16 protein-coding genes are annotated in these 22,825 nt (G+C 66.1%); 11 read left to right on the top strand and 5 right to left on the bottom strand.

What is annotated here, in order from left to right; all coding sequences use genetic code 11:
• Window positions 1-96 precede the first annotated feature (96 nt).
• On the bottom strand, window positions 97-5,649 hold the full coding sequence (locus Q0K12_RS09820) for an MG2 domain-containing protein (protein WP_297262453.1): 5,553 nt from the start codon (window positions 5,647-5,649) through the stop codon (window positions 97-99).
• Between Q0K12_RS09820 and Q0K12_RS09815 the strand changes: the two genes are divergently transcribed.
• The 4 genes from Q0K12_RS09815 to Q0K12_RS09800 all read left to right on the top strand — a co-directional run bounded on the left by Q0K12_RS09815 (window position 5,648) and on the right by Q0K12_RS09800 (window position 9,108).
• Window positions 5,648-5,866 carry a hypothetical protein gene (locus Q0K12_RS09815; protein ID WP_297262451.1) on the top strand — a complete coding sequence of 73 codons (219 nt, stop codon included), beginning with the start codon at window positions 5,648-5,650 and terminating at the stop codon, window positions 5,864-5,866. The genes Q0K12_RS09820 and Q0K12_RS09815 overlap by 2 nt on opposite strands.
• Window positions 5,867-5,891: 25 nt before the next feature.
• Entirely contained in the window at window positions 5,892-7,337 is a 1,446-nt protein-coding gene (gene thrC / locus Q0K12_RS09810; RefSeq protein WP_297262449.1) for a threonine synthase, read from the top strand.
• 114 nt (window positions 7,338-7,451) lie between these two features.
• Window positions 7,452-7,703: a hypothetical protein gene (locus tag Q0K12_RS09805; protein WP_297262447.1), complete on the top strand. Its 252-nt coding sequence runs from the start codon at window positions 7,452-7,454 to the stop codon at window positions 7,701-7,703.
• 406 nt (window positions 7,704-8,109) lie between these two features.
• Window positions 8,110-9,108 carry a TRAP transporter substrate-binding protein gene (locus tag Q0K12_RS09800; protein ID WP_297262445.1) on the top strand — a complete coding sequence of 333 codons (999 nt, stop codon included), beginning with the start codon at window positions 8,110-8,112 and terminating at the stop codon, window positions 9,106-9,108.
• A gap of 235 nt (window positions 9,109-9,343) precedes the next feature.
• Here the strand turns inward: Q0K12_RS09800 and Q0K12_RS09795 are convergent, their stop codons facing one another.
• Window positions 9,344-11,272 carry a TIGR04326 family surface carbohydrate biosynthesis protein gene (locus tag Q0K12_RS09795; RefSeq protein WP_297262443.1) on the bottom strand — a complete coding sequence of 643 codons (1,929 nt, stop codon included), beginning with the start codon at window positions 11,270-11,272 and terminating at the stop codon, window positions 9,344-9,346.
• 29 nt (window positions 11,273-11,301) lie between these two features.
• Window positions 11,302-12,345, bottom strand: a complete 1,044-nt coding sequence (gene mtnA, locus Q0K12_RS09790) for an S-methyl-5-thioribose-1-phosphate isomerase (RefSeq protein ID WP_297262442.1) — start codon at window positions 12,343-12,345, stop codon at window positions 11,302-11,304.
• A gap of 204 nt (window positions 12,346-12,549) precedes the next feature.
• On the opposite strand from mtnA, the gene Q0K12_RS09785 reads away from it, so the two are divergent.
• From Q0K12_RS09785 to Q0K12_RS09770, 4 genes are all read left to right on the top strand, one after another.
• On the top strand, window positions 12,550-13,866 hold the full coding sequence (locus tag Q0K12_RS09785; protein WP_297262440.1) for a homoserine dehydrogenase: 1,317 nt from the start codon (window positions 12,550-12,552) through the stop codon (window positions 13,864-13,866).
• Between the two features lie 252 nt (window positions 13,867-14,118).
• On the top strand, window positions 14,119-14,535 hold the full coding sequence (locus tag Q0K12_RS09780) for a secondary thiamine-phosphate synthase enzyme YjbQ (RefSeq protein ID WP_297262438.1): 417 nt from the start codon (window positions 14,119-14,121) through the stop codon (window positions 14,533-14,535).
• 128 nt (window positions 14,536-14,663) lie between these two features.
• On the top strand, window positions 14,664-16,406 hold the full coding sequence (locus Q0K12_RS09775) for a cation:proton antiporter (RefSeq protein WP_297262457.1): 1,743 nt from the start codon (window positions 14,664-14,666) through the stop codon (window positions 16,404-16,406).
• A gap of 35 nt (window positions 16,407-16,441) precedes the next feature.
• Entirely contained in the window at window positions 16,442-17,629 is a 1,188-nt protein-coding gene (locus Q0K12_RS09770; protein WP_297262436.1) for a DNA polymerase IV, read from the top strand.
• A gap of 364 nt (window positions 17,630-17,993) precedes the next feature.
• On the opposite strand, the gene Q0K12_RS09765 is transcribed toward Q0K12_RS09770, so the two are convergent.
• Window positions 17,994-18,761, bottom strand: coding sequence for a TlyA family RNA methyltransferase (locus tag Q0K12_RS09765; RefSeq protein ID WP_297262434.1), 768 nt, complete (start codon window positions 18,759-18,761; stop codon window positions 17,994-17,996).
• Window positions 18,762-18,947: 186 nt separating this feature from the next.
• Between Q0K12_RS09765 and rpmE the strand changes: the two genes are divergently transcribed.
• The 3 genes from rpmE to prfA all read left to right on the top strand — a co-directional run bounded on the left by rpmE (window position 18,948) and on the right by prfA (window position 21,515).
• A complete protein-coding gene (gene rpmE / locus Q0K12_RS09760) occupies window positions 18,948-19,160 on the top strand; it encodes a 50S ribosomal protein L31 (protein WP_296306025.1) in 213 nt (70 codons plus the stop codon).
• A gap of 229 nt (window positions 19,161-19,389) precedes the next feature.
• Window positions 19,390-20,418: a DUF1385 domain-containing protein gene (locus tag Q0K12_RS09755; RefSeq protein ID WP_363315624.1), complete on the top strand. Its 1,029-nt coding sequence runs from the start codon at window positions 19,390-19,392 to the stop codon at window positions 20,416-20,418.
• A 26-nt stretch (window positions 20,419-20,444) separates the two neighbouring features.
• Window positions 20,445-21,515, top strand: a complete 1,071-nt coding sequence (gene prfA / locus Q0K12_RS09750; RefSeq protein ID WP_297262432.1) for a peptide chain release factor 1 — start codon at window positions 20,445-20,447, stop codon at window positions 21,513-21,515.
• 79 nt (window positions 21,516-21,594) lie between these two features.
• On the opposite strand, the gene Q0K12_RS09745 is transcribed toward prfA, so the two are convergent.
• Window positions 21,595-22,539: an AEC family transporter gene (locus Q0K12_RS09745; RefSeq protein ID WP_297262430.1), complete on the bottom strand. Its 945-nt coding sequence runs from the start codon at window positions 22,537-22,539 to the stop codon at window positions 21,595-21,597.
• Window positions 22,540-22,825: the final 286 nt, after the last annotated feature.

Genomic DNA, 22,825 nt, shown 5'->3' with positions numbered 1-22,825 from the left:
CGGTCACCCGCGCTAGAGGGGGACCGAAGGCCGCCCGGATCGAGCCCAAGCGCCTACCGCCCCCCCCAAACAGACAGCGAATAGTGTTAACAGACCCTACGGCAGGATCTCGAGACTGCCCCCGGCGCTGTGGCCGTACATCCCCTGATCATACATGGCTTCGACATAGGCCGGAGGGATGGCGAACGTCCCCCGGTTCACCGCCCGGATGCGGTAGGTGTAGACCAGCGGTTCATTGTCCACATCGGCAAAGAGCAGCATGCGGTCGTCGCGCCTGTCGGCGAACTTCAGCCCGCGCGGGGGCCGCTCCCCGTCCGTCGCGCCGCGCGCAAGGACCATCTCGCAGCCGCCGGGCAGAAGGTCGCTCACCACGCAGTCGGGGATCTGCCGCTTCTGCCCGCGAACCGTGAGTCGCACCGTCAGCACGTCGCCCTGCCGCACCTGACGCACCGGCTCGCCCTGCGCGTCGAGGTAGTCGCGGCGGATCTCGATGCCATGCGCCGCCGCGCCGTCCGCGGGCCGGGCATCGTAGCCCGTGGTGGCGATCTGCCAGAAGAGGCGCGGAGAAGCGGCGGGCATCCTCAGGACATAGCGGCGGCATTGCGGCTGCTCCACCGACAGCAGCGCGCCCCCGGCCAGCAGGCTGCTCCGTGCCTCCCCTTCTCCGTCGGCGCAGACGAGTTCCGCGTCCGCCAGCGCCTCGCGCGTGCCGCCGCCGATGCCCAGCAGCGCCCGCGCGCCCTGCGCGGCGGAAAAGGTGGCGTAACGGCCTCCCTTCACGGCCTGCGCCACGGCCTCGAACAGGTCGTTTTTCAGCGTGTCCGTGCAGAATTCCGGGAAGTGGCGCGCCAGCAGCGTGGTCAACAGCGCCCGCTGGGCCAGTTCGTCGAACCAGCCCGCCGGACGGCAGACGATGGCGTCAGGACGCAGATCAGCGGACATGAACATCTGTTTGCGGCTGCTCGCCACGAACACGGCCGTCAGATCCGTTTCCCAGTCCGCCACCTTGTACTCGGCAAGACCATCCTGCAGGTTTTCCAACAACTGGGTGGTCACCCGTCCCTCACGGGTCAGCACCCAGATGCCGTAGGCGGAGACGCGCGCCGCCGCCAGCGAGGAGCCGTTCAGCGGGCAGAGCCTTTCCACGACCTCGCACAGCCGCTGCAGCAGATCATCCGCTCCGCCGCGTCCGGCCTCCCGCATGGCCAACAGGAAGTCGGCGGCATAGACCGTCAGCAGGGGATCGGGCCTGCCGCCGGGCCACGGGGCCACGCCGCCGCGGGTCAGACGCTCCCCGATGGCGTTCATGGCCGCCTCGAACAGTTCCTCGTCCTGCTTCTCGTCCGGGAAGAGCCCGGGATACTCGCGCAGCAGGAGCCGGGCAAAGGCGCGGCTGACGAGCTGTTCCGTGCAGCCGTAGGGATAGGCCTGCAGATAGGCGGCAAAGCCGCGCACCAGCGGCAGGGGCAACGCGGACAGGGAGGCCGTGCTGCGCGCGCCGAAGGCAAGGACATCGCGCTCCACGGGCAACTCGGCGGACTGCGTGGCGCTGCCCACCTGCAAACTCGTGCGCAGGGGGCTTGCGGGCCGCACGGACAACGCGGCCGTCCGCGCGTATTCCTTGTCCCCGCAGCGGGCCGTGAAACGCACGTCCGCCGCACCGGCCTGATCCGTGGCCCGCAGGCGGAACGGCAACACAACCTCGGCCTGCGGCCCCACATCCGCCTGCGACGGCAGCGGGGCACTGAAGGCGAGGCCCGTGTCCGCCGTGGCGGCCACTTCCACGCGGACCGGCTGATCCGTGGTATTGGCCAGCACCAACGCCCCCTCGAAGGCGTCCCCCGGCGAGACTGTCAACGGCAGCTGCGGCGTCAGCACCAGCGGCGCGACGGCGGTCCCGGCCCGCTCGGCCGAACCGGCGCAGTCCGCCGACGCCCCCACGGCCATGAGGCGCAACCTGCCGTTATAATAGGCGGGCACGGGGATCTCCACCGTCACCCCCTCGGGCGTGACGTCCAGCAGGGACGACCAGGTGGCCAGCGGCGGTTCTTCCCGCCGCTTGAAAGGATTCTGGAAGCGCCCTCCCCCGTTGCCGCCGTCCATACCGCCGCCAAAGGCGGAAACGCGGCGCGGCATGAGCAGATCGAGGGCCTGCAGGGTCCGCACTTCAAGCGCGCGGTCCGTGAGCAGGCCGGCCAGCGGCGAAGGCGTCGCAAAGCCGGTCAGCTGGAGCACCCCTTCATCCACGGCAAAGAGCACCGCCTTGCCCGGCTTTTCCGCCCGCAGGGTCACGCGCAGGAAAGAGCCGGGCGGCACGCTGTCCGGGGCCTCGATGGACAGGCGCATGTCGCGCTGCCGGACGGCGGCCGTAAAGGGCGCGACGGCATAGCTGTGCGGCGACATGTAGACGGCCCCGGCATCCGCCGCCCGCACGAAGGAGACGTTGACGTAGCCGCGCCCCTCGAAACCCGCGGGGATGGCGATCTCCCGCACGGTATCGCCCGCGGCGGCCGTGAACCAGGCATGGGCCGCCACGCCGTCCCGCTCCAGGGTGATGAGACCGGTACCGTCATAGGGCAGCGACATGGCCAGCCGGATGGTCTCGCCCGCGGCATATTCGGCCTTGTCCAGACGCAGGCGCATCTTGCCGGGCACGAGCTCCGCCCCCGGCGCAAGCGGGCGCTCCCCGGCCACGGCGTAGGGCACGGAGGCCAGCAGCGTTCCCCCGGCATCCCGCACGGTAAGCAGGTATTCGCCCGGCTCCTCCGTGGCCAGCGGCAGGCGCAGGCCCTGCTGGCCCACCTGCCGCACCTCCTGCCGGAAAGGCACGTCCACGGGCGTTTCGTCATAACGGAAGTCGCCGTTGCCATCCTGCACAAGGCTGGTGGCGTAGCGGCGCACCGCCACGGCAAAGGTCAATCCTTCCAGCGGGATGCGCTCCAGGTCGGGACCGACGGCCACGAATTCCAGTTCCGCCGGCGCGTTCCGCGGGATGAACTGCAGATTGGTCAGCGCGCCCAGCGGACGGTATCCCAGCATGCTGGAACGCGGCGACACCAGGAACGAGGTCTGGGCCGTGGCGGCCCGGCCGCCGTCGGCCTCAAAGCCTTCGGCAAGGACCGTGCAGCGCGCCGTGGTCCGCCCCGCCAGCCCGGCGGGGAGTTGCAGGGCGGCCGCCCCTTCCGCGTCGGTCCGCGTTTCGGGCAGATCGCGCCCCTGCGCCGTCCCGGCAAAGGGGGCCGGATCGTCGAAAGTGAAGTCCTCGAAGCCCGCAAAGCGCAGACGGGCGGGAGCGAGCGTGGCGTAGCCCCTGACCTTGTGACCGGCCGCCGGTGCGCCGTAAAGATTCTTCAGCCGCACGTTCACATCCGGCAGCGCGTCCGGCGATACGACCAGCCAGCCCCGCGCCGCCGGTCTTTCCAGCCTGAGGGACAGGGTGTCCGGCTGGAACTCCTCCAGCCGAGCCGTGGCCGTGCCCAGGATGTCCGCCGAATCGGCCGTCCGCACGCTCAGGAGATAATTGCCCGTGGGGGCTGTTACGGGAGACGCCCAGTCAAAGAGGCTCATGCCGCTCTGTCCGGCCGTGAAGTTGCGCTTCATGACGACCTTTCCCAGCGGATTGCGCACCTCGGCCACCAGCGGCAGATCCGCGGGCAGATCCCCCCAGTCGGCCCGCCGCAGCACGCAGCCGAAATGCAGCGTCTCGCCGGGGCGGAACATGCCGCGCTGCGCGAAGACGAAGGCCGTGAGCCCTTCCGGCGAGGAGACCCGGCCGCCCACGGGGAACTCGGAATAGTTCAGCTCTCTGGACATGTCGGTCAGCGGCAGCCAGGCAAGATCCGTACGGTCTCCCGCGGCGGCCTCCGCCACGGCGGCCACCGGCTGCCGCTCACGGGCAAGCCCGTTGAGCGAAGGGAAGGAAGCATGCCCGTCCGCGTCCGTGACGCCTTCGGCCACCGGCTTGCCGTTGGCCCCGAGGATGCTCACCCGCACGCCGGGAGCCGGCCCCCGCTTGCTGAAGGAATGCACGAAGGCCTCATAGCCGCCGAGGGCCGTCCGCTTCAGCAGGAGGCCGAGGTCCGTGATCAGCACCATGCGGGAAGCGCCGGCAACCACCTTGCCGTCCTTCATGCCGGTCAACTGCACGCGCATGAGCCCGTGCACGTCCTTTCCGGCTCCGGCCAGCACCGGCGACAGGGGCAGACCGGCGAACTGCGCGACGCCGGGCGCGGCGGCGGACAGGGGGATCTCCCCCCGGGCGACCTCGCTCACGGCCTCCAGCCCCAGCGGCGTCCCGGCCAGCGGTTCGGTGAAGGCCATGCCCGATCCCTGCGCCAGCAGAGCCAGGAAGGGATCACGCACGAGCTGGGCCTCCCAGCGGATGGCGTCCAGCCCGCTGGCGAGCAGATCCAGCGTATTGTCCTCGGCGAGGGACAGCACATGGCCGGGCTGCAGGAAGTCCAGCGAGGCGTCGGCGGCCCCGCTGTGCAGGACGCCGCGCCACTCCCTGCCCAGCGGCGTTCCCGACGCCGAGGCGCATTTCCCGTCGATGCCGATGAGCAGGTAGCTGTCCGGGTCGGCCGGGATGCGGTAGCGCAGCCGGGCCACGGGCGTATCATCCTTCATGAGGGAGACGGGCGTGAGTTTTTTGCCTTCGGCCAACGCCTGCGCGGGGATGACCGGCGCGGCATGCCAGTTGTAGGGGCGGGAATCCGACGGCGAGCGGAAGCGGGGCAGCTGGCGTACCTCCAGATGGCGCAGCACCTCCTCCGGCGCGACATAGAGCGAGGTCTCCAGGTCCAGCACGCAGACCCGGTCCAGGTTCTCGTCCAGTTCCCGTACGAGGTTCGCCTCCTTCACGGCAAACAGACTCGTGCTCCCCTTGACGACGGCCCGAAAGGTCGTGCCCTTTTCCTTGCCGGACAGCGCGAAAAAGCGCGGTTTCCCGTCCTCAAGGCTGAAACGGGGCATGCCGTCCACCAGGAGGCGGGCCTCGGCATCCTGTTCAGCCAGCTTTGTCACAGGAAAGGAGAGGTTCAGCCGGTCGTGCGCGTCGTTCCAGACTCGTTCCGCCTCGCCGAAGCCCACGCCCGGCGCGGTGCAGGATATGACCGGCTCCCTGTCTCCGACGGGATAGTTGAACTCCAGCGAAAAGGCCAGCCGGTGCCGGGCCTGCGGGGAAGGATCGATCCAGAAGCCGCTTTCCGCCAGACGGACGCTGCGCGCCTCCGTGCGGACGGACAGCTGTTGCCTGTCGATCTTCACCGAGGCGGGACGGCCCATCCCCGTGAGGTCCACCGTATAGACCGTCCCGGGCGCGGGGACCTCCCCTGCCGCGAGCACAAAGACGAGGCTCGTGCTGTCGCGCCACTGCCAGTGGCCCTTGAGCGACGGCGTGAGACGCACGCCCTCTTCCGTGGCTCCCGGTTCGCCAAGGTCGGCGGCGCATCTGACCTGCCAGTCTTTCCCGTAGCGGGCGCGGCACTGCCGCTCGTCCGGCGGGAAGCTGAGGATCAGTCCTTCCGTCCACGGATACGCGGCGGCAAGGGTGGCCGTCCGCAGGGCCGGGTCCGCGGCCGTGGCGCATTCCGCCACGCCGGGACTGAACAGGATGCCCGTCACAAGAAGAAGAGAGAAAAGCAGCCGCATGGAGCGCCTCCTTGGCATATGCCGCCCGTCCGCGCGGGACAGGACAGATTTTCCGCTCATGCAGTGTGACGGCATACGGGGCAAAAGTAAAGAAAGACAGGACACGCCGCCGCCCTCCGCCGAGCCGGGCCTGCCCCGGCCGCCCGCGCGGGAACAGGCCCGCCATCTCGACAAACGCCCGCTGACGGGCTACATTTCCCGCACCATTTCCCGGTAGTTTTTCGGCACAAGGAGCCACTTTCGTGCACAACAGCGACTTTCCCACCTATCGCGGGCGCATGGAATACGTCTGCCTGTCCTGCGGCCAGCGTTACCCCGCCGACAGCCTTCTTTACACCTGTCCGCAGTGCGGCGGCGTCTTCCTTCTGGAAAACACGGACTTTGCCCATCTGCGCACCACGGACGGCCCCACCTGGCGCAAACGCTTCGACAGCCGGGCCGCCGCCCGCAGCACCGCCCTGCGCGGCATCTTCCGCTACTATGAACTGATGGCCCCGGTCATGGACGAGGAGGACATCGTCTACCTCGGCGAAGGGATCACCCCCATCGTGGAGGCCGCCGCGCCGCTGCGGGATCAGGTGGGCATCCCCTTTGCCTACAAGAACGACGGCCAGAACCCCAGCGCTTCCTTCAAGGATCGCGGCATGGCCTGCGCCTTCAGTTATCTGAAATGGCTCTGCCGCCGCAACGACTGGGAGGAAGTGCTCACCGTCTGCGCCTCCACCGGCGACACCTCGGCCGCCGCCGCGCTCTACGCCTCCTATGTGGGCGCGCCGCTCAAGAGCGTGGTGCTGCTGCCCCACGGCAAGGTGACGCCGCAGCAGCTTTCTCAGCCGCTGGGCAGCGGCGCTACGGTGCTGGAACTGCCCGGCGTGTTCGACGACTGCATGAAGGTGGTGGAACTGCTGGCCGAGAATTACCGAGTGGCGCTGCTCAACTCCAAGAACAGCTGGCGCATCCTCGGGCAGGAATCCTATGCCTATGAAGTGGCCCAGTGGTACAACTGGGACGTGGACGGCCTCTGCCTCTTCGTGCCCGTCGGCAACGCCGGCAACATCACGGCCATCATGTCCGGCTTCCTCAAGATGCACGATCTGGGCATCATCACGAGCCTCCCGCGCATCTTCGGCGTGCAGTCCAGCCATGCCGACCCGGTGTACCGCTACTATGCCGCGCCGGAAGGCGAGCGCGTCTGGCAGCCCGTGGACGTGCGGCCCAGCGTGGCGCAGGCGGCCATGATCGGCAATCCGGTGTCCATGCCGCGCGTGCGGCGTCTGGCGGAACGTTTCGTGGAGGCCGGCGGCGAGCGGGCCTTCCAGGTGGTGCAGGTGACGGAACAGCAGATCATGGACGCCATGATCGAGGCCAACCGTCACGGGCACATCGCCTGCACCCAGGGTGGCGAATGCCTTGCCGGTCTGCGCAATGCCCGCGCCCTCGGCCTTGTGGGCGGCAACGAACATGCGGTGCTGGACGCCACGGCCCACGCGCTCAAATTCTCCGGCTTCCAGGAGATGTACTTCACCAATGCTTTCCCGCCCGCCTACGAGGTGCAGCCGGACGTGCGTCTGGCCAATGCGCCCGAGCTCCTGTTGCCGCAGGAGGCCCGCGAGGGACGGGACGTGGCCGAGTTCGCCCGCCTCGGCGCGGAAGCCGTGGTGAAGCGGCTGGGGCTGGCCCGGCGCTGAGCCGCGGCCGGAACGGATCATGGAAATGCGGGCCTGTCCCTTCCGCGGGCGGCCTGCCAGCCGTATCCCGGCGCACAGCCATCGCCGCCGCGCCGCCGGGACCAGGAGGTCATCATGGCGACGGATAACGATCGTCCGCTGCTGCCCGGCCCCGTCAAGGAGGCGCGCGCACAGCGGCCCACTACGGTCATGAAGCTTGACGGCAAGGACAAGGAATTCGAGGAGTGGCGGCAGAGCCTCAAGGGCAGGGACGCCCTGCGGGCCAACGTCTGGGATACTCTCGACCGGGGCGCCTGCCGCACCGGCCGGGAACAGTCGGACATCATCATGCAGACTCTCAAGCAGTTCCGCCAGCAGGAAAAGTAAGGCCGGAGCGGTCTTGACCTTTGGGCCCCTTCCTTCGGGAAAGGGGCCTTTTTGTTTTTGGGAGCATATTCCCTCCACAACGCTTTGCCTTGCCCCCTACGGCCTTTCGCTTGGTTTGGGCCGAGCGATGTTGTGCAGCTCGTGTCCACCCCTTTTCAGGGGCAAGACGACATCATATAATATACTGTAATTATTTTCAATATTATGAATTAAAATTTTACAAATCATTTTTCATAAAATATTTCATAAGAATTGACATGAAATTTTTGTCCTGCTATCGTCGCTTCAACAACACAAGCACTCTCCTCGGCCTGCCGAGATTCCTGCAGCAGGAATATTGTGATTATATTCACAGGAAATGCGCGCGATCCTGTCCATGCAACCCTTCGATACCAAGGAGTACTGTATGCGTCGTTCGTTTCTTCGCTGTTGTCTGCTCGCCCTGGGCCTGCTGCTGTCCGGCACGGCGCAGGCCGTGGAATCCGTCAGCCTCAAGGTCGGCATCGGCGACCCCATCACGGCGGATGCCGGGGAGCTGGGCCTCAAATTCAAGGAACTGGTGGAAAAGCGGACCGGCGGCAAGGTCAAGGTGACGCTCTATCCCAACTGCGAGCTGGGCGACGAGACCGAAATGCTGCACAATGTGCGCCGGGGCGTGCTGGACATGACCTGCGTGGGTGTGGGCAACATTACGCCCTTCTCGCAGGGCCTGGGCGTGCTGACCTTCCCTTACCTCTTTGAAAATGACGAGATGGTGGTGCGCGGCACGACCGGCCCCGCCATGGACATGCTCAACAAGCTGACCATCAAGCAGGCCGGCCTGCGTATCCTGGCCTTCAGTTACACCTCATTCCGCCATCTTACCAATTCCAAGCGGCCTGTGGAAACGCTGGACGACATCCGGGGCCTGAAGATCCGCGTGCCCAGCAACAAGGTCTTCATCGAGACCTACAAGGCCTGGGGCGCCAGCCCGGTGCCCATGGCCTGGTCCGAAACCTTCACGGCCCTGCAGCAAGGGGTGCTCGACGGGCAGTGCAACCCCTATGTGGTCAACCACAGCAAGAAGTTCGAGGAGATCCAATCCTACCTCACCGAACTCCATTACACCTATTCGCTCCAGCCGCTGGTCATCGGCGAGCGCCACTTCAAGAAGCTTTCCCCCGAACTGCAAACCATCCTGACCGAAGCGGGTCTGGAAGCGCAGGCGCATGTGCTCACCTGGCAGAACGACCACAGCGGCGCGGCCAAAAAGGCCATGCAGGACGCGGGCGTCAAGATCTCCACCCTCAAGGATGAGGACAAGTGGCGCGAGGTCGCCATGACCAAGGTCTGGCCCATGCTCTATGAGATCGTGGGCGGCCGCCAGCTTGTGGACGACTACCTCAAGCTCCTGGGCGGGAAGTAGCGCGCAAAAAAGGCTGCGGGCCTCAAAGGCCCCGCAGCCTCTTCTCCTGAGCAGGCCCACGGCCATACGGCCGGGGCCTGTTTTTTAAGCATTTTCCGTTTGAAGGCTTGGCGTTTCCACCTCACGGCCTGTCGTTTCGCGAAAAAACGCGGTTTTTCCGCTTGCTCTGGGCCGCGTGGCGCTCTGCCGCCGCCTCACGTTTTGCCTTTATCAAAGACAAAACGCTCTCTCACCCTTACTCCGCCTTGCCCTCAAGCAGGGCATGCCAGCGCGGCAGGTTCTCGTCCAGTTCCAGATAGTCGGCGGGCAGGCTGACCACACGCGGCTCCGCCAGGCAGGCCCGCACGTCGTCCAGCGAACCGGTGCGCTGCAAGCCCGGCACGTCCTGGAGCGGGCAAAGGTCGAAGTTGTCATGAGGCCACATGACCATGACCGGCAGTCCCAGCAGGGAGGCCTCCAGTGCCACGGTGGTGGAATTGGACGCCCAGACCAGCGTCCCGGCCTGCAGTTCGTCCTGGATCTTGCCGCTGGCGATGCGCACCTTTTCCATGCGGCTGCCCAGCAGGGAGCGCAGCATGCCGTCCACGCTGAGATAGGGATGCGGCTTGACGATGATCTCATAGTCATCCAGCAGGCCGGCGCTCATGGCACGGGCCATGAGGGAAAGGTGATCCTGCGTCTCGTCCTCAAAGAAGCTCGTCACCAGCAGCAGACGGTGCGGCCGCTTGCCGGTATCCTCCACGCGCTGCCGTCCGGCAAGATAGAGATAGCGCAGGGCCTCCACCACCTTGAGACGGTCTTCGGGCAGCTCGTTCTCCCGCCACTGGCGGGCCGCGCCGGAACCGTTGGCGCACACCACGTCGGGCTGGAAGAGGTTGCAGTCCGGCGTGGCGAAGGTACGGGGATCGTCAAAGTAACGGAAGTCCGTGGGACGGATGGTGGAATGCTGCGCCCCGAAGACCGGGCCGGAGCCGGTCAGGTTGCGGGCCTCGTGCGCTCCGTGGGTCAGCATGCGCTCCCAGGGGCAGTTCTCCAGCGGGAAGGCGTACCACTCCTGCATGCCCACCAGACGGATGTAGTTACGGATGCCGCGGTATTGCAGGCAGCGCTCCAGACCGCGCCAGCCCCGGAAGGACTCGGCCCAGTCGCCTTCCAGATAATCCCAGAAGTTCATGCGCGAGCCGGGAAAGCGGAAGGCCTGCCGCACATAGCGCTCCAGCCGGAAGCTGCGGTAGCTCAGGCGGATATGCCGCCGCCAGGCCGCCACGAGGTCGCGGAAGGACAGGAATTCCTCAAGATAGTGGAAGGACACGCCGTCGCGCTGCTCCTGCTGGAAACGCTTGCGCAGGCGGATGCAGTCCCGGAACTTGAGCTCCGGCGAGGGGAAGCGGACGAAAAGCCAGCGTATCCACGGCCGGTCCGGCGCTTCCGCCGAGGGATTGAGGATATCGTGCAGCTTTTCCCAGTAACGGGAACGGAAGCGCCCGTCCTGGGCGGCGTTCATGTCGATATTGGGAAAATACGTGGCGATGGTGGCCGATTTGCCCGGCGCGGCGGGCAGGGTGTAATTGCGGTTCTTCACCACATAGGGCAGCGCGCGGCGCACGTTCCACCACCAGTGGGCATAGCGGGCCACCACGCGCAGCGCGGCGGGGCAGGCGTCATAGATGCGCCGCAGACGGGACTTCTCCCGCGCGGGCGGCTGGTTGGGATCGTGGAACTCCACGAACATGCGCCCCGTGGCGCGGCAGTAGTTGGCCAGCGTGTGGCGCAGCAGCGCATCCCCGCCGGAAAGGCGCAAAATGGTATATTTGCCCTCGTCCAGCAGTTTTTCCAGGGCGCGCAGCTTGTAGACTTCGTACAGGCGGGGGCTCATCTTGGGATGACGCTCGAACAGCAGGGAGCACCACCACATGGACAGGGATTCGCCGGCCTTGAGATGACTGTGGAGCTGCCAGCCGGAGATGGACATGCGCCCGAGGTCGTAGGCCCAGCGCATGTGTTCGTCACGGATGGCCCGTATCTGGCTGTTCATGAGCGCAGGCAGGGAAAACTCCCCTTCCGGCACGTCCCAGCGGTTCCAGTGCGCCACATCTGTCGGCGTCCCGTCCTGGAATTCCGGCGGAAGCGTGGTCTTTTCCACAAGCAGCGTCAATTCTTTCATGAGCTCTCCTTTCTGAAAAACGGCCGCCCTCAGGCGGACAGCGCCGCCGCAAGAGACTGGGCGTACGGCGGCTTGAGTATGCCTTTTTCGGTAATGATGCCGGCGATGAGCGCGGCCGGGGTCACATCAAAGGCGAAATTGTAGACCGGCACGCCATCGGGGCAGACTTGCCGTCCGCCCAGGCAGCGCACTTCTTCCGCCGGGCGTTCCTCGATGGGGATGCCCGTTCCGTCCGCCGTGGCGAGGTCGATGGTCGAGAGGGGCGCGGCGACGTAAAAGGGGATGCCGAACTCACGCGCCAACAGGGCCACGCCGTAGGTGCCGATCTTGTTGGCGGTATCGCCGTTGGCGGCGATGCGGTCGGCTCCCACCACCACCACGTCCACCATGCCGCGGCTCATGAGCAGGGCGCAGGCGTTGTCGCAGGCCACGGTGACCTCGATACCGTCCCGCTGCAGCTCCCAGGCCGTCAGGCGCGCGCCCTGCAGGAAAGGTCGCGTTTCGTCGGCGATGACCCGCACGCGCTTGCCCGCCTCGCATGCCCCGCGGATGACCCCCAGCGCCGTGCCGTACCCGGCGGTGGCCAGCGCCCCGGCATTGCAGTGCGTGAGCACGGTCTGTCCGTCGCCGACGACCTCCGCCCCCGCCCGGCCGATGGCCCGGCAGATGGCGATGTCCTCGGCCTGCATGGCCAGCGCCTCGTCCGTAATGCGGGCAAGCAGCTCCTGCCCGGACACGTCCCCGGCAGCCTGCCAGAGGCGACGGATGCGCTCCACCCCCCAGCGCAGGTTGACCGCCGTGGGACGGGCCGCGGCAAGCCGCTCCAGCGCATCGGCATAGGCCGTGCGCCAGTCGGCGACGCCGCCGGCCAGCACTTCCGCAAGGGCCAGCACCGCCCCGAATCCCGCCGTCACGCCGATGGCCGGCGCGCCCCGCACCACCATGACCTGAAGCGCGCGCACCACATCATCCAGCGTGCGGCAGCTCACCGTGCGCTCTTCCACGGGCAGCAGGCGCTGATCCAGAAGGAGCAGCTCCCCCCGCTCACGGTCAAAACGAATATGATCTTCCATGAATCCCCCGAAAAACGTCCTGCCGACGGCGGAAAGCGACGTCTCCTCCGCCGTGTGCCGCAAGCATAGCCCAGAAGCGCCCGCTTGGCAAAGATGACTTTACAAGGCGGCGCGCCGCTGGATATGATGCGGGGCCGGCCTCCCCGGACGCATCGTCCAATCCACGACCGCCGGCTGACGGGCCCCGCGCCCTCTGGAGAATCTATGACGCAAGAGAGCAACAAACCGCTGGTCATCGGTCTGGCCGGCTTCGGCACGGTGGGCGGCGGTCTGGCCCGCCTCCTTGAGGAAAACGCGGACCTCATCCGCCGCCGCGGCGGCCGCGACATGGTGGTCAAGAAAGTGCTGGTCCGCCATGCGGGCAAGGCGCGTCAGGTGGCCCTGCCCGCCGGGGCGGAGCTCACCACCGACCCGGCCGCGCTGACGGACGATCCCGAAATCGACGTGCTCGTGGAGCTCATGGGCGGCATCGAAACGGCGGGGAAGATCATCGACCGCGCGCTGGACATGGGCAAGCACGTTGTTACCGCCAACAAGGCCCTACTGGCCGAAAAGGGCCTTTGCCTGCTGGAAAAGGCCTGGAACAAGGGCCGCATCCTGCGCTACGAGGCCAGCGTGGCCGGAGCCATCCCCGTGGTGGCGGCCCTCAAGGAAAGCCTGGCGGGCAACCGCATCTCTTCCCTGGTGGGCATCCTCAACGGCACGAGCAACTACATCCTGTCCGAAATGACGAGCAACGGCCTCGACTTCAACGTGGCCCTCAAGCAGGCCCAGGAGCTGGGCTATGCCGAGGCCGACCCCACGCTGGACATCGACGGCCATGACGCCGCCCACAAGCTGACCATCCTCATCCAGCTCGCCTACGGCGCTTACTATCCCTTTACGGCCATGCCGGTGCGCGGCATCCGCGGCCTTTCGAGCATGGACATCCGTCTGGCCCGCGAATTCGGCTACCGCATCAAGCTCATCGCCCAGGTGCGCGAATGCGAACATCAAGCGGGGCAGCCCCCGCGCCTTGAGGCCGGGGTCTTTCCCGCCCTCGTGCATCACACCCTGCTGCTGGCCCGCGTGGGCGGCGTCTACAATGCCGTGCGCGTGGAAAGCAATGCCGCGGGCTCGCTCTTCTTCCACGGGCGCGGCGCGGGCGATCTGCCCACGGCCGGCGCGGTGCTGGCCGATCTGGTGGCCGTGGCCCGCGAAGAGCGCCCCAACAATACCGGCTTTGCCGCGCCCCGCCCCGAAGCGGCCTCCGTGGTGCCGCCGGAAGAATGGCGCTCCTGCTACTACGTCCGCCTCATGGTGGATGATGCCCCCGGCGTGCTGCGCGATCTGGCCGGCTGCATGGCCGAGGAAGGCATCAGCCTTGCGCAGGTCATCCAGAAGTCCGACGAGGGCAGCGGCGTTCCGCTGGTCTTCATGACCCACGAGACCACCGAAGAAGCCATGAGCCGCGCCCTGCAACATACCCTTGACCGGGGCATGCTGCGTGAGCCCGCCGTCTACTTCCGGGTGGTCGGCTAGAGCCTGTTGACGCTATTTGCTGTTTGTTGGGGGAAGGTCAGGGGATAGAGGCAAGCCCGTCCCAAATGACAAGCGGAGCGCATTCAGTTGTTTTTCTTGCACATTGAAATTATTTACACAGCTTGTTTTGACAGGCCCTGACTACGTTTCTCTGGGGGTGGACTGCTCCCCCTGCCCGTCTCCGGCGCTTTGCGGCGCGTCCGTCCCGCTTTCCCGGAGGCGGCGGCCGCCACGCCCGGCACAGGAGGCCGCATGCTTGCCTTTGACATCACTACCCAGGGCCGTTGCCGGATGCACGACATCACCGGCGAGGTCCGCCGCCTTTTGCGCGAGGCCCTGACGCAGTTCCCCGGCCCGCGCAGCGGCGCGCTGGCCCTCTTCTGCCCGCACACCACCTGCGGCCTGACCATCAATGAAGGCGCCGACCCCGACGTCCGCCGGGACATGGAAGGCTTTTTCCGCCGCCTCGTCCCGCAGGACCCGGCCTTCGCCCATGCCGAGGGCAACAGTGACGCCCACATAAAATGCACCCTGCACGGCCCGTCCCTGCTGGTGCTCGTGGAGGACGGCGAACTGTGCCTCGGCACCTGGCAGGCCATCTATCTTTGCGAAGGCGATGGCCCGCGCCGCCGCTCCGTCTGGGCGCAGTGGCTGCCCGGCCCGCGCTGATCCCGCGCCCCCGCCTGGCGCGCGCCGCTTTTCCCCGGCGGCGAAACAGGCTATGCTTTCTTTTTCGCTCCGGGCAGGCCGCAAGGCCGCCCTTACCTTCTCTCCGGCCTGCGAGGTGACCTATGAGCATGCCCCATGACGTCGATCTCATCCTGACGCTGGCCGGCGGTCTGACCGCCGCCACGGTGCTGGGATTTTTCACGCAGAAACTGCGCCTTTCCCCGCTGGTGGGCTATCTGCTGGCCGGCGTGCTGGTGGGGCCCCATTCGCCGGGCTTCGTGGCGGATGCCTCCACCGCCTCGCAATGCGCGGAGATCGGCATTATCCTGCTCATGTTCGGCGTCGGCCTGCACTTCCATCTCAAGGATCTGCTGGCCGTGCGGCATATCGCCGTCAGCGGCGCGCTCATCCAGATCGCCGCCGCCACGCTGGCCGGAGCCGCCGTCTTCTGTCTGCTGGGCGGCAGCCTCATGGCCGGGCTGGTCTTCGGCATGTCCATCTCCGTGGCCAGCACCGTAGTGCTGACCCGCGTCATGGGCGACAACGGCCTGCTCCATACCCGCGCCGGGCATGTGGCGCTGGGCTGGCTGGTGGTGGAAGATCTCTTCACCATCCTGCTGCTGGTGCTGCTGCCCTCCTTCCTTTCGCCGGATGCCGGGCCGCTCTGGAGCACGCTGGGGCTGACCGTCCTCAAGCTGGCGGGCCTGACGGCCTTCATGCTGCTGGCCGGACAAAAGCTCATCCCCCTGCTGCTGGGCTGGGTGGCCCGTACCGGCACGCGCGACCTCTTCACCCTGGCGGTGCTGGCCCTGGCCCTGGGCATCGCCGTGGGCGCGGCCCTGCTCTTCGACGCCTCCATGGCATTGGGGGCCTTTCTGGCCGGCATGGTGGTGGGGCAGTCCGATTTCAGCGCCCGCGCCGCCGCCGAGGCCCTCCCCCTGCGCGATGCTTTTGCCGTGCTCTTTTTCGTCTCGGTGGGCATGCTCTTCGACCCGCGGGCCCTGTTGGACGACTGGCCGCTCATGCTCCTGACCTTCGGCATCATCGTGCTCATCAAGCCCATGACCGCCTTCACCGTCTGCCGTCTCTTCCGCCGCCCCCCGCGCGAGGCGCTGGCCGTGGGCCTCTCCCTGGGGCAGATCGGGGAATTCTCCTTCATCCTTGCCGGTGTGGGCGCGACCTACGGCCTCTTCGGCCCGGAAGTCAACAATGCGGTCATCCCGGCGGCCATCCTGTCCATCACCCTCAATCCGCTGCTCTTCCCCCGCCTTGAACGTCTGTCCCGCTGGCTGGAGGCCCGCCGCCCGGCCTTTGTGCCCGAGGCCGCCGAAGAGGAAGGCGGCACGCAGGGCAGCGTCATCGTCGTGGGCTACGGCCCCACCGGCGAGACCCTTTGCCGCATCCTGGAAGATTTCGACCTGCGGCCGGTCATCATCGAGGCCAATATCGACACCGTTCGCCGCTTGCGCGCCGAAGGGCGCCACGCCCTGCACGGCAACGCCACCCAGGCCGAAGTCCTCCTGCAGGCCGGACTGGCCGACGCCACGGCCCTGCTCCTGACCTCGGCGGGCATCCCGGCGGCGGACGTCATCAGCATCGCCCGGGGCATCAATCCGCACGTCCGCATCTGGGCCCATACCGCCTACCTGAGCCAGGCCCGCGCCCTGCGGGCGCAGGGCGTGCAGGACGCCTTCAGCGGCGAGGGAGAAGTGGCGCTGGCCCTCTCCGCCGCGCTGCTGCGGGAACTGGGTGCGGCCCCGGCCTTCATCGACGCCGAACGCGACCGCCTGCGCGCCCGCTGGCACTACCCCGATGCCGCGACGCCCCCTCCTGACGGAACCACGGACGCGGTACAGCCCGCCGATCGCTGACGTGCCGGCATGACGCCGGGAAAAGGCAGCTCGCCATGATCGTGCATCTGGACATGGACGCCTTCTTCGCCTCCGTGGAGCAGCTCGACGATCCCGACTTGCGCGGCAAGCCGGTCATCATCGGCGGCGGCAGCCGGGGCGTCGTCTCCACCGCCTCGTATGAGGCGCGCGTCTTCGGCGTGCGTTCGGCCATGCCCATCGCCACGGCCCGCAAGCTCTGTCCGCAAGGCATCTTCGTGCGCGGCCGCACGCGGCGCTATGTGGAACTCTCCCGCCGCATCATGACCGCCCTGCGCGACTTCTCCCCCCTCGTGGAGCCCGCCAGCGTGGACGAAGCCTATCTTGACGCCTCCGGCCTGGAACGCCTTTTCGGCCCGCCGGAGCGGCTCCTTCCCGCCATCAAGGCCCGCGTGGCCGACGTCACCGGCGGTCTGACCTGTTCCGTGGGCGCGGCCCCCATCAAATTCCTTGCCAAGATCTGCTCCGAGGTCAACAAACCCGACGGCATCTTCATCCTGCCCCCCGATCAGGTGGACGCCTTCCTCCTGCCGCTGGCCGTGGAGCGCCTGCCCGGCGTCGGCAAGCGCATGGCCCGCGACCTCCACGCCCTCGGCATCTCCCGCGTGGAGCAGCTGCGCCGCTATAGCCCGCGATTCATGGAAGACCGCTTCGGCAAGTGGGGGCTGGAACTCCTGCGCCGCGCCCACGGCATCGACCCCCGCCCCGTCTGCCCCGAACACGTCGCCAAGAGCGAGAGCGCCGAGACCACCTTTGCCGAAGATACCCGCGACCGCGCCTTTCTGGAAAAAAAACTTCTCGGCCATGCCGAACGCGTGGGCGCGTCCCTGCGGCGGCACGGCTGGCAGGGCCGCACCATCACCCTGAAGATCAAATTCGCCGACTTCCGCCAGATCACCCGCTCCCGCACCCTGCCCGATCCCACCTGCGCCACCCAGACCATCTTCGAGACCGCTTGCGATCTCCTGCGTCAGGAGCCCCTCCCCCAGCCCGTGCGCCTCGTGGGACTCGGCGTCTCCGGCTTCGACGTCCCGCCCCCACAGCAGGCCCTCCTCCCCGGCCTTCCCCCAACCGGAACGCATGACCCGCAGGAAGAAGCCCGCCGCCTGCGCCTCGACAAGGCCCTCGACAGCCTGCGCCAGAAATTCGGCACCCAGGCCGTCCAGCGCGGCCGCCTCTTCACCCCGCCGGATCAGGCCGAGTGATGTTTGTTTTTTTGTTTTTTGTTTTCGTGGGGGGAAGGGCCCCTTTGTGAACAAAGGGGCCCTTCCCCCCACACCCCCCATCCCCCCAAAAACTTTACTTGTCCGGACGCAAGCCGTCGTGACCTGAAGGACGACGCCTGACCGCAAGCCAGCCAAAATCTGAACGAATAGGCAGGCCGGGCGACTGTCGCCGTCCGGTCTCCTGTTTGTCATCCCGCCGGGGGACATGGCAGCCACGCGACGTCTTGCCGGGCCGTGACGGAGCGGAAGGTAGCCGATAAAAGTTTTGGGAAGGGTGAGGGGGAGAGGGAGAACCGTTTTTCAAAACGGTTTCCCTCTCCCCCTCGCTCAAAAAAACAAAAAATCAGCGCTGGAACAGGGCCATGTATTCCTGATTGCCCTTGGGGCCGCGGATGGCGGCGGGGAGGACGCCGAGGCAGGAGAGGCCCAGCGTTTCGCCGCAGAAGGTGACGATCTTGTCCACGGCGCGCTGGCGGGCGGCTTCATCGCGCACGACGCCCTTGACGGTCTCGCCGGGGCCGAGCTCGAACTGCGGCTTGATGAGTACGGCCATGCGTCCGCCGGGGCGCAGCCACTGCAGGCAGGGGGGCAGGACGAGGGTCAGGGATATGAAGGACACGTCCCCGACCACCAGATCCACGGGTTCGGGGATGAGTTCCGGTGGTGCGGAGCGCAGATTGACGCCTTCGAGGTTGACGACGCGGTCATCGGCGCGCAGTTTTTCGTGCAGCTGGTTTTTGCCTACGTCCACGGCGTAGACGCGGGCGGCCCCGTGCTGCAGGAGGCAGTCGGTAAAGCCGCCGGTGCTGGCCCCGGCATCCAGACAGACGAGGCCGGCCACATCCAGCTGGAAATTTTCCAGGATGGTCAAGAGCTTGTAGGCTCCGCGACTGACGTAGCGCTCCTTTTCCAGCAGGATGAACACGGTGTCTTCGGGGTAGGGATGCCCCGGTTTGTCCACCTTGAGCGGCGGCGCGCCGGGCGGGAGCCCTTCCGGGGAGAGAGCGACCTTGCCGGCCATGATGAGACGGCGGGCCTGCTCGCGGCTTTCGGCAAGGCCCTGCAGATGGACGAGGGCATCCGCGCGTTGACGGGCTATTCTGGCACACATGCGCGGCAGTGTAGCCGCTTGCCCGACGGGACGCAATGGCGGCTGGCTGACATTTTTTCGAGGACCGGGCCGCAAGGCTTGCCAAAGCCGCAAAAGAAGGCTATAGATTTTGGCCCTGCCACGCACAAGCCGTGACGCGGTACGAATTTTCAACGGCTCGCGCCGTTGCCATACACGAGGTTGATCATGAAGAAAGACATCCATCCCACGGTGTACAAGGCCACCATCACCTGCGCCTGCGGCAATACCGAAGAAGTGCTCTCCACCAAGGGCGAGCAGGTGCATGTGGAAGTCTGCTCCGCTTGCCATCCCTTCTTTACCGGCAAGCAGCGCTTCCTCGATACGGCGGGCCGCATCGACCGCTTCCGCAAGAAGTACGCCAAGTTCGAGCAGAAGTAGACAGTGCCGCATCGTGCGGCACGCCTGTAGACCGCCCCTTTCGGCGCGAAGATCTTCCTCTGGCAAGGCCGTTGACGGAAAGTTCTGTCATGGCCTTGCTGGAGCTGTATCTTTTTCCCTCCCTTTTTTCCGCTGCTGACGCCTGACGGCGCCTCCCGCCGGGGAAGAGAGTATGCCGGGAGCGCAGCGGCGGCGTTTTGCCGCATCCGTTGCTCTGGAAAGGCCCAACATGCACAAGTCAGCTTCTCAGATCCTGTCCGTCCTGCGTAACGCGTCCTTGCTGCTCTTCCGTTCGGCCTGCCCCATCGTCGGCGGGCAGGCGGTCATGGAAGGCATCATGATGCGGCATGGCGAGGGCTACGCTCTGGCGACCCGCCATCCGGCGGGGGAGATCATGGTGGAACGCTTCCCCTGGTTTTCCCTGACGCGGCATCCGCTGCTCAAGAAGCCGTTCCTGCGGGGCTTCCCCGTACTGCTGGAGACGCTCGTCAACGGCATCAAGGCGCTCAACCGCTCCGCCGTGGTGCAGGGGGATGGCGAAGAGACGCCGATCACCGGGACGCAGCTCATGCTGACCATGTTCCTGGCGCTGTTCATGGCGGTCCTGCTCTTTGTGGTGGCGCCGCACGGCCTTTCCCTGCTCATGCAGGCGCTGGGCGTGAGCGGCGGCGTGGAGGGGCTGACGTTCCACCTCTGGGACGGCTTCTACAAGTGCTGCATCTTCATGGGCTACATCTGGCTCATTTCCTTCGTGCCGGACATACGCCGGGTGTTCCAGTATCACGGGGCCGAGCACAAGACCATCCATGCCTTCGAGAATGGCGGCATCGTGGACGTTGCCGCCGCTGCCGGCATGAGCCGTCTGCACCCGCGCTGCGGCACCACGTTTTTGCTTTTCGTCATCTGCATCTCCATCATCCTGCATGCGGTGCTCGTCCCGGCGCTGCTGCATGTGTACACGCCGCAGAACGTCGTGGCCAAGCATGCGCTGACGCTTGCCTTCAAGCTGCTGCTTGTCATCCCCATCAGCGCGCTGGCGTATGAACTTATCCGCTATGCCGCGCGGCTGTCCGAAGGTCCTCTGGCCAGCGTGCTGCGCACGCCCGGGCTTGTCCTGCAGCGGCTGACCACGGCCGAGCCGGACAGGGCGCAGATCGAGGTGGCCCTGGCCGCCCTGCGCGAGGCCCTTGGCGAGGAGACGGCCGGACGCGACATCCGCACGGCGGACTATACTGTGAGATCCGTTGAGCGCCCCTGACGGCGCCTTGCCCTATCGGAGGAACCATGTTCGGCAAACTGGAAGCCCTGGAAAACAAATATATCGAGCTGGAAAAGCAGCTCGCCGACCCTGACGTCTACAACGATCAGGAAGTGTACCGCAAAACCGCCAAGGCCCATGCCGACCTGCGCGACGTGGTGGAGCTCTTCCGCAGGCATCGTCAACTTGTGCAGGAGCTTGCCGACAACAAGGCCCTCCTCCATGACAGCGACCCGGACATCAAGGCCATGGCGCAGGAAGAGATCGCGGCCGCCGAGGAGGAGCTGCCCAAGCTGGAGCAGCAGCTCAAGGTGCTGTTGCTGCCCAAGGATCCGCTGGATGAAAAGAACACCATCCTTGAGATCCGGGCCGGGACCGGCGGCGAGGAGGCCTCGCTGTTTGCGGCGGATCTCTTCCGCATGTATACGCGCTATGCCGAAGTCAAGGGCTGGAAGGTGGAAGTCATGAGCGAGTCCCCTTCCGACTCCGGCGGCTACAAGGAAGTCATTTGCCTCATTTCGGGTGAGCGCGTGTACAGTCATCTCAAGTTTGAAGCCGGTACGCATCGTGTGCAGCGCGTGCCCGCCACGGAAACGCAGGGGCGCATCCACACTTCCGCCGCCACCGTGGCCGTCATGCCCGAAGCGGAAGAGGTGGACGTGGAGATCCGTCCCGAAGATCTGCGCATCGACATTTACCGCGCTTCCGGCGCGGGCGGCCAGCACGTCAACAAGACGGAGTCCGCAGTGCGCATCACGCATATCCCCACGGGAACGGTCGTGACCTGTCAGGACGAACGCTCCCAGCACAAGAACAAGGCCCGGGCCATGAAGGTGCTTGCCTCGCGCATCCTGGCGGCGGAGCGGGAGCGGCAGTCCAACGAACAGTCGGCCGACCGCAAGGCGCAGGTGGGTTCCGGCGACCGCTCCGAGCGCATCCGCACCTACAACTTCCCGCAGGGCCGTTGCACGGATCACCGCATCAACCTGACGCTCTACTCGCTTGACCGTATCATGGAAGGCGAGCTGGACCCGCTCTTCGAGGCGCTGGCCACGGCCGCCCAGGCCGAAGCCCTCAAGGCGCACGCCGAGGCCTGATAGCGCCTTCATTCCCCAAAAACAGAAAAGCCGTCCACACGAGGACGGCTTTTTTTATCAGTCGCCGTAAGGCCGGCCGCTACAGGGAGACCAACGTCATGGTCACCGGGATGGTCAAAATGGACAGAACGGTCGTCATGGTCACCATGAGCGCCCCGTACTGCGGGTCCGTATCGTAGTAGGCGCTCATAAGCGCGGTCTGCAAGATGCTGGGCAGGCCGGCCTGGATGACGAAGACCTTGCGCATCAGATCCGGTATGTCAGGCAGGAAGGACATCATCACGGCCAGCAGCAACGGCGCCAGCACAAGCTTGCCCGTCACGCCGAGGATCAGGTCCTTGTCGATATGCAGATGGCGCAAATCCATCTGATACAAAGTCGTCCCGATGAAGATCAGGGCAAGCGGCGTCGTCATATTGCCAAGATACTGGGCAAAGGACTCCACAAAGCCGGGCAGGCGTATCGAGAACAGCACCAGCGCCGCCCCGCAGAGCATGCCGATCATGGGCGGGGAAAAGATATGGCGCGCATTGGTCAGCAGACTGGCCTTGGCGCGCAGCTCTTCCTTGTCATGGCTGATGGAATAGTTCCCGACCGTCCAGAAAAAAATGGTGTTGGCAAAAAAGTACAGGAGCACAAACGGCAGCGCCTCATCTCCGAACAGCGCCAGATTGACGGGCAGGCCGATATACATGGTGTTGGAAGCCGATACGCCGGTGCAGAACAAGCCGCGCCGGGCCTCCTTGACGCGAAGCAGGCGCGCCAGCACATAGGCCAGAGCAAACGTCAGCAGCATGGACAGGAAGGGGATCAGCGAGCCATAGATCATATGCAGGAGCTGATCCCGCTGGAAGGAATGGCTGACCGTATAAAAGAGATAGGGAGGCAGGGCCACGCAAGTAATGAGGCGCGGCATGGTAATGATGGCATGCGCATCAAACCAGCCCTTGGCCGCCAGCACATAGCCCACCAGGCTGATGAGCAACAATCCCAAAACGCCCTGAAGGGCTAGCCAGAAAACCATACGTCCCCTCTGTCGCCGTACAAGACAAAAACCTCACGGCGCGCTCGTCAAAGCAAATTCCCACAGCCCACACAAAAAGCCGGAAAACCTGTCCCCGTACTATGCGGGAACACCCACCCGCTGTCAAAGAAGAAAGCGCCTTGTGGCATATTCTCCTTAGGGCCCGCCAACACTCTTTGTTGCCTGTCGGGGGAGGGGGAACCCCTTAGCTCTGCTGTCGATGCCCGTAAGGCTCCTTCGTCGCCTAACGGTCACGGCCCTTTCGGGCCGCCATTCGGTCGCCCGC

Source organism: uncultured Desulfovibrio sp., from assembly GCF_944324525.1.
Taxonomy (GTDB): domain Bacteria; phylum Desulfobacterota; class Desulfovibrionia; order Desulfovibrionales; family Desulfovibrionaceae; genus Desulfovibrio.
This window is presented reverse-complemented; position numbering and strand designations above follow the sequence as displayed.

Coding starts and splice junctions, on each gene's coding strand:
- Q0K12_RS09795 (WP_297262443.1), bottom strand. CDS start 11,272: ATGAAAGAATTGACGCTGCTTGTGGAAAAGACCACGCTTCCGCCGGAA.
- Q0K12_RS09765 (WP_297262434.1), bottom strand. CDS start 18,761: ATGTGTGCCAGAATAGCCCGTCAACGCGCGGATGCCCTCGTCCATCTG.
- Q0K12_RS09805 (WP_297262447.1), top strand. CDS start 7,452: ATGGCGACGGATAACGATCGTCCGCTGCTGCCCGGCCCCGTCAAGGAG.
- Q0K12_RS09755 (WP_363315624.1), top strand. CDS start 19,390: ATGCACAAGTCAGCTTCTCAGATCCTGTCCGTCCTGCGTAACGCGTCC.
- Q0K12_RS09820 (WP_297262453.1), bottom strand. CDS start 5,649: ATGCGGCTGCTTTTCTCTCTTCTTCTTGTGACGGGCATCCTGTTCAGT.
- Q0K12_RS09745 (WP_297262430.1), bottom strand. CDS start 22,539: ATGGTTTTCTGGCTAGCCCTTCAGGGCGTTTTGGGATTGTTGCTCATC.
- Q0K12_RS09785 (WP_297262440.1), top strand. CDS start 12,550: ATGACGCAAGAGAGCAACAAACCGCTGGTCATCGGTCTGGCCGGCTTC.
- Q0K12_RS09800 (WP_297262445.1), top strand. CDS start 8,110: ATGCGTCGTTCGTTTCTTCGCTGTTGTCTGCTCGCCCTGGGCCTGCTG.
- prfA (WP_297262432.1), top strand. CDS start 20,445: ATGTTCGGCAAACTGGAAGCCCTGGAAAACAAATATATCGAGCTGGAA.
- Q0K12_RS09815 (WP_297262451.1), top strand. CDS start 5,648: ATGGAGCGCCTCCTTGGCATATGCCGCCCGTCCGCGCGGGACAGGACA.
- Q0K12_RS09770 (WP_297262436.1), top strand. CDS start 16,442: ATGATCGTGCATCTGGACATGGACGCCTTCTTCGCCTCCGTGGAGCAG.
- rpmE (WP_296306025.1), top strand. CDS start 18,948: ATGAAGAAAGACATCCATCCCACGGTGTACAAGGCCACCATCACCTGC.
- mtnA (WP_297262442.1), bottom strand. CDS start 12,345: ATGGAAGATCATATTCGTTTTGACCGTGAGCGGGGGGAGCTGCTCCTT.
- Q0K12_RS09780 (WP_297262438.1), top strand. CDS start 14,119: ATGCTTGCCTTTGACATCACTACCCAGGGCCGTTGCCGGATGCACGAC.
- Q0K12_RS09775 (WP_297262457.1), top strand. CDS start 14,664: ATGCCCCATGACGTCGATCTCATCCTGACGCTGGCCGGCGGTCTGACC.